Raw genomic sequence first — 6,997 nt, 5'->3', positions numbered from 1 at the left:
TATTAGCTACCGTTTCCGGTAGTTGTCCCAAGCTTGAGGGCAGGTTGCCTACGTGTTACTCACCCGTCCGCCGCTAAGTATCAGGAAAGCAAGCTTTCCATCAACTCCGCTCGACTTGCATGTATTAGGCATGCCGCCAGCGTTCGTCCTGAGCCAGGATCAAACTCTCCAATAAAGATGAATTTCGTCAGCGACGTTAGACGCTGTGAAACTCATCGGGGTATTGAAAAGAGCGATAAGCTCATTTTGAATCTGACGATTCATTGTAAATCAAAAGTTACTATCCATTTGTTCAGTTTTCAAGGAACTTGTTCTCCTTATCTTGCGACAACTTACGTCAACCAGACAGGAAATATATCATATCATGTTAACTTAGTTTCTGTCAACAATCTTTTTCGTCATTCTTCAAAGCTACTCGATTATCTTCTGTTTGAAGCGACAAGAAATAATATATCATGCTGTCATTTTTTTAGCAAGTATTTTATTTAACTTTTATCATATTGCAAATTGCTTGAGTGTGAGTAATCGAAAACGAACGACTTTGGGCTTTGGAAGAAAAACAAGGGAAGTAACAGCTCCAACAAGAACAAATTTGAAGTAAGTGATCCAAAAACTTTATAATAAGGTATCTTTAATTAAAAGGAAGTACTCCAAGGTTTTTAGCAGTTCCAACTGTGCAATAGCACGATCGCATTTACATGCCTCTTCCTACATCCATCTGAGATCCGCTTTTGAATTTTTGAATATCAATCTATTACGATTTTGCTTTTAGCCTAAGATTTCGTTTTCTAGTTCAAATCCGTGACTCGAGGTGATAACACTTGAAACAGTGGTTAAAAATGGTGCGTAAAGGTTATGGCAAAAAGCTCGTTTCCATTCATGCCTGGAATGCCTGGATCGTTGTGATCCTTGCTATTACTGGTCTCATATTAATCGGTGGCTTCTGGCGTGAAACTCTGGGTATCGGACGTGTTTGGTTAAAATGGTTACATATCGCCGTGGGCATCGCCATGCTTGTGCCTGTCGTGTATTACTTATTTTTGGCCAGTAAGCATTGGAAGCAACTTCGTAACAAGCCGTGGCAAAAAGCAAATACCATCATCGTTCTTGCACTTTTGATCGGATGGCTATTATCCGGCATCGTCTTATGGCAGTTCAAGCTGGTGGGCCCACGATGGTCCAATGCCGCGCTTCTGATACATGATTTGCTCACATGGGTTGGTCTACCGTATATCATCTACCACTCCATCACACGTACGCGTTGGTTAAAAGACCCTGCACGTCGTACGATCCAAACCAATGAACCATCCTTACAGAAACCAAGTGTGAAAAAAGCCGGCAGTCTATATACCAAGGAAGAGGAACTGGACACGGATAACATACCAGCAGCCTCATCTGTTCTCCATGCAGAAAAAGACTCTGGTAGAAATAACGTCCCAAACATGGAGAAACCGCAACCGCTATATACCCGTCGAGCCTTCATCCGTTCTGCTGTGGGCATAGGACTCGCCGTTACTCTTGGACCTACATTTGTATCATGGGTAGGTAAAAACCTCAAGTTTGATAACAGCATAGACAGCATGCTTGAAACTGACCCCAATCGGATGGTTCCACTTCCGCATCCTTCATCATCATCACTTCCGCCGATTGGCGGGGGTGCCGAGGGACACTTTCGCGTATATACGGTCACACCCATTCCATCCTTCTCCAATGCAAACTGGTCATTTCGGATAGATGGTCTTGTGGAACGTGCTCAAATCTGGAATTGGGAACAGTTCGTCAAGCTTGCACGCACCGTGCAAGTCAGTGATTTCCACTGCGTTACTGGCTGGTCCGTGTACAAGAATACATGGGAAGGCATTCCTCTGAAGCATTTTCTGGAGAACGCCGGTATAAAGCCTGGAGCGCACAGCGTCAAATTTTATTCCGGAGACGGGGTATATACCGATGCGATCACACTAGAGCAGGCACAAATGGATGATATTATGATTGCGGTCATGCATGACGGCAAACCTATCCCTGCGGATCTTGGTGGACCTGTACGACTCGTTATTCCGCAGATGTACGCCTACAAATCGGTCAAGTGGTTGAACCGTATTGAAGTCATCGACAGCGAGCATATCGGGTATTGGGAAGAACGGGGATACGACAAAGATGCATGGTTATCCGGTGCTTCTCAGCGTTTTCCAAATATAACGGGTTCATAACAGATCTCCAGCGTATACAAAAGAAGCCTCCTGACACGACATTTGCGTGTTTTTGGAGGCCTCTTTCTTTACAAGTTGCTTGTATCACGTACCTAATTAATGCCTATGACACGTGCTGACGCAAAGCTGTAGATATTAACGTTCTACGGATTCAGCAAGCGTACCAATTCGTCCTCATCTTCGATGGTCGGAATACCGAGATCATGAGCTTTCGTTAATTTGCTGCCTGCCTTCTCTCCAGCTATAACAAGATCTGTTTTTTTCGATACACTCCCTGTGACCTTCGCACCAAGCGCTTCGAGTCTCTGCGTTGCTTCTTCACGCGTCAATTGATGCAGTGTTCCTGTAAGCACGACCGTTTTACCACTGAAGAAGGAATCCTCCACTATAACAGCTGGCGCTTCAGGTGCCTCTGCTTTCACACCCAGATTCAGCATCTTCTCAATAGCAGCTTGTGTGAACGGATCGGCAAAGAAATTCACAATGCTCTCCGCAACAATACCTCCTACATCGGGAAGTTCAACCAATTCCTCTACCGTAGCATTCATGATGGCATGTAGATCGCGGTAATGATCGGCCAGCATACGCGTGGTGGATTTGCCAGTGTTCGGGATACCCAAGGAATAGAGGAAAGAAGCCAGGTCTCGGTCTTTACTCTGCTCGAGCGCAGCAAGAAGGTTATTTGCTTTCTTTTCGCCAAATCGCTCCAGCTTCACAAGATCATCGAACTGCAATGTATAAAGATCAGCGGGTTCACGAACATTCAATTCGTCATATAACTGAATCGCTGTTTTCTCACTGAAGGTCTCAATGTCCATCGCGTCTCTGGAGGCAAAATGGGAGATACGAGCAACTGTCTGCGGTTTGCACGCCAGTTTGTTATTACAGAACAAGTGCGCTCCGCGTTGCTCTAACGGGAATCCGCATGCCGGGCATTGCTCTGGATAGATGATTTCTTCGCCGTCATTTTCTTCGGTCACTTTGCCGAGAATCTCAGGAATAACATCATTGGAACGACGAATAAATACACGCGAACCCAGCGCAAATTTCAGATTTTTTCGTTCTATATCGCCCACATTGTTCAGCGTGCAGTTCTGCACGGTCACTCCAGCCAGTTCAACGGCTTCTACCCGCGCAAGAGGTGTCACTTTACCCGTCCTGCCGACATTCCACACGACTTCGTTCAGTACTGTGGTTGTCTCTTCCGCTTCGAATTTATAAGCAACCGCCCAGCGTGGGAACTTGTCCGTGTAGCCTAACACTTCACGAGTCCGCATATCTGTCAGTTTAATAACAGCTCCGTCAATCAGGTAATCCAGTTGCCCCCGATTTTCCTGAATTGCTTCAAGTTGCTCCATAACGTCATCGAATTCATGGAAGTAGGTGAGGGATGGATTAACTTTAAAACGATTCTCGCGCAAGAAATCCATCATTTCCTGATGGTTGGCAAATTGAATGTCATCGGAGTATCCAATGTTATAAAAATAAGCATTCAACCTACGCTCAGCGGTCGTTTTCGGATTCAGGTTACGCAGTGCTCCTGCGGCTGCATTTCGTGCATTTTTGAGTGGCTCGGCAGCCGTTTCGTTATATCGATTCAGTACAGAAAGGTTCATTATGCCCTCGCCCTGCACTTCAATCGTACCTCCGGTATACGGAATTTTGAGCGGAACAGATTTGATGGTTTTCACTTGTGCCAAAATGCCTTCGCCCACCGTTCCGTTTCCGCGCGTAGAAGCCTGCACCAACTCACCGTTGGTATATGTCAGGTTCAAGGTCAGTCCATCGAACTTCAGCTCAATGACATATCCCGGGTCGGGCAACGGATTATCCGGGTTTTTGCTGTTATAGTCATTCACCAGCTTTAATACACGTGTATTCCAATTGCGAAGCTGTTCAATGTTCTGCGCCTTGTCCAAACTCCATAATGGGGATAAATGACGATGCGGGGTAAATCCCTTGAGCAGTTCGCCCCCTACACGTTGTGTGGGAGAATCCGGTAATACCATACCGCTCTCCTGCTCCAGCGTAACCAGTTCATCGTATAGAAGGTCATACTCCTTATCACTGATCTGCGGCTGATCCATCGTGTAGTACTGATAGTTGTGCTGATTCAGCTCGGCAACGAGTTGCTCCATCCTGTGCATCGGGTCCATATCGGGCCATCCCTCCGTATAATTAATATATGTAGAACGAACATGCCTATTGCAACAAACGAACATAAAAGACTCAGTTTCCTGGCAGTTCGGTAAGATGCAATAGGCTATTTCATTCTTATTCCACTTTGGTAATCGGGGCAAATCCAGCGAGTAGACGTTTCACGCCAACCGGAGCGGGGAATGCAATCTGCAGTTCGGTATCATTACCGCTGCCTTTGACTGCAACGATGGTACCTGTCCCCCATTTGCCGTGTTGCACTTTGTCGCCTGCCTTAAATCCAGCCGCACTTTCGGATGAGGCCGATTTCGAAGCCGATGTTGGTGCCGCAAAGGTCGGACGAGAGGTACTCGTCGTTACCCGGGACGTTGGCCCAGATGAAGCCGTTGCGGATGAACCACTTCGGCTTTGTTGTTCAAACAGCTTGGACGCACTTGCGGCACCGCCGAAATTGCTTCCACCACTGGAGCCTAAACCGCGTCCTCCATAAGAACCTCCTCCTGTGCTGGTTCCTCGGCGGTAACGGTCGCGTGCAATGGAAGTATCTTCTTTAAGCTCATCCGGGATTTCATCGAGGAAACGGGATGGCGGATTGGCCGTTGTACGCCCAAACAAGGTCCGCATCTGCGCACAAGAGAGGAATAACTGCTCCTCAGCCCGTGTAATCCCCACGTAAGCCAGACGACGTTCTTCTTCCAACTCTTCATTATCCATAAAAGCCCGGCTGTGTGGGAAGACGCCTTCTTCCATACCCACGATAAAGACTACCGGGAATTCCAGACCTTTGGCACTGTGCATCGTCATCAATGTGACAGCATCGCTCTGATCCTCTTCATCATCGTTCATGCTGTCGATGTCTGCAATGAGTGCCAGATCGGTGAGAAACGAAACAAGCGTTTTGTCTTCATTGTTTTTCTCAAACTCCATCGTTACCGATAGAAACTCTTCGATATTTTCGAGCCTTGCGCGAGATTCAATCGTATTCTCCTTCTGCATCTCGTCACGATACTGGCTCATCTCCAGAATCTTCTCGGTCAGCTCAGTCACGGACAGATATTCAACCATCTGGTGCAGAGCAGCGATCATATCATAGAACTCCACCAGTGCATTACGCGTGCGACCAGCGAAGCCGAGATCATCAACCACTTGCAGTACACGGAAAATGGAGACCCCGCGTTCTCCAGCTGCTGCAGCCAGTTTGGCTACTGTAGTATCTCCGATGCTGCGCTTCGGCACATTAATAATTCGGGTCAAACTGATATCATCATCCGGGTTGGACAGCAGGCGCAGATAAGCCAAAATATCCTTGATCTCTTTTCGATCATAGAACTTGATGCCGCCAACAATCTGGTACGGAATGTCCGATTTGATCAAAATTTCCTCGATCACCCGGGACTGAGCATTGGTACGATACAGGATCGCATGATGCTGATAGGATTTGCCGTTTTTCACATTTTTACTAATCTCGGAGGTTACAAAATACCCCTCATCATGCTCGGAATCGGCACGATACACCTTGATCTTTGATCCGCCTTCTTTGTCCGTCCACAGCTTCTTCGGCTTGCGGCCCGTATTCAGGCCGATGACTTCATTCGCCGCATTCAGGATGTTGGAAGTAGAACGGTAATTCTGCTCGAGCAGGATCGTCTGTGCTTCCGGGTAATCTTTTTCAAAGTTAAGGATGTTGGAAATATCCGCCCCACGCCAGCGATAGATCGACTGGTCACTATCCCCTACGACGCAGATACGGTGGTGGCTGTCAGCCAGCATACGGCACAGCATGTACTGTGCACGGTTCGTATCCTGATACTCATCGACGTGAATGTATTGGAATTTCTTTTGGTAAAAATCGAGCACTTCCGGCACTTCTTTGAACAGTTGAATGGTTGCCATGATCAGATCGTCGAAGTCGAGTGAGTTGTTGGCTCTGAGGCGTTTCTGGTACATCGTGTACACCTTTGCTACAATGCCTTCAAAATAGTCGCCAGCCTGCTTCTCGTATTGCTCTGGACTGATCAATTCATTTTTGGCCGTGCTCATCATCGCCTGAACAGCTTTGGGTTCGAACTTTTTCGTATCGATGTTCTGATCTTTCATACAGCTGCGAATAACGGATAACTGGTCGGATGAGTCCAAAATACTAAAGTTAGATGTAAAACCGATCCGTTCAATGTCGCGGCGCAAAATGCGCACACACATGGAGTGAAACGTGGATACCCAAATATCGCGGCCTTGAGATCCGCCTACCAGTTGGGATACCCGATCCTGCATCTCACGAGCAGCTTTATTCGTAAACGTAATCGCCAAAATGCCCCACGGGGGTGCTTTCCGTGTTGCGATCAGATAGGCAATCCGGTGCGTCAGCACTCTGGTTTTACCCGAGCCCGCACCAGCCATAATAAGCAATGGCCCATCCGTTGCCTCAACAGCTTGCCGCTGAGGCGTGTTCAGCCGTGCTACGGCGTCATGTATATTTACAGGTTGCATGCATGCATGCTCCTTTCATTAGTTGGTCGTATAATGGGCCCCTATAGGTTACACTGGTCACTCCGAGGACAGAATAAGCTTTCAATCGCTGTTATTCCCGGATTTTTTAAACTATTTTCTAGAGGTGAATATCCGGTAATAAAGGC

3 protein-coding genes and 1 rRNA gene are annotated in these 6,997 nt (G+C 47.2%); 1 reads left to right on the top strand and 3 read right to left on the bottom strand.

Going from position 1 to position 6,997, the window contains the following annotated elements; translation table 11 throughout:
* Window positions 1-175: ribosomal RNA gene (locus FS818_RS21720) — 16S ribosomal RNA — on the bottom strand; the annotation flags it as partial.
* A 646-nt stretch (window positions 176-821) separates the two neighbouring features.
* Between FS818_RS21720 and FS818_RS21715 the strand changes: the two genes are divergently transcribed.
* Entirely contained in the window at window positions 822-2,207 is a 1,386-nt protein-coding gene (locus tag FS818_RS21715) for a molybdopterin-dependent oxidoreductase (RefSeq protein ID WP_145334613.1), read from the top strand.
* A 143-nt stretch (window positions 2,208-2,350) separates the two neighbouring features.
* On the opposite strand, the gene ligA is transcribed toward FS818_RS21715, so the two are convergent.
* Together ligA and pcrA are read right to left on the bottom strand one after the other, a co-directional pair.
* Window positions 2,351-4,363 (bottom strand): NAD-dependent DNA ligase LigA, encoded by a 2,013-nt coding sequence (ligA, locus tag FS818_RS21710; protein WP_145334611.1) that lies wholly within the window; start codon window positions 4,361-4,363, stop codon window positions 2,351-2,353.
* Window positions 4,364-4,481: 118 nt separating this feature from the next.
* On the bottom strand, window positions 4,482-6,851 hold the full coding sequence (gene pcrA, locus FS818_RS21705; RefSeq protein WP_145334609.1) for a DNA helicase PcrA: 2,370 nt from the start codon (window positions 6,849-6,851) through the stop codon (window positions 4,482-4,484).
* Between the last annotated feature and the right edge of the window lie 146 nt (window positions 6,852-6,997).

This window comes from Paenibacillus xylanexedens (assembly GCF_007680605.1).
Classification (GTDB): Bacteria; Bacillota; Bacilli; order Paenibacillales; family Paenibacillaceae; genus Paenibacillus; species Paenibacillus xylanexedens_B.
This window is presented reverse-complemented; position numbering and strand designations above follow the sequence as displayed.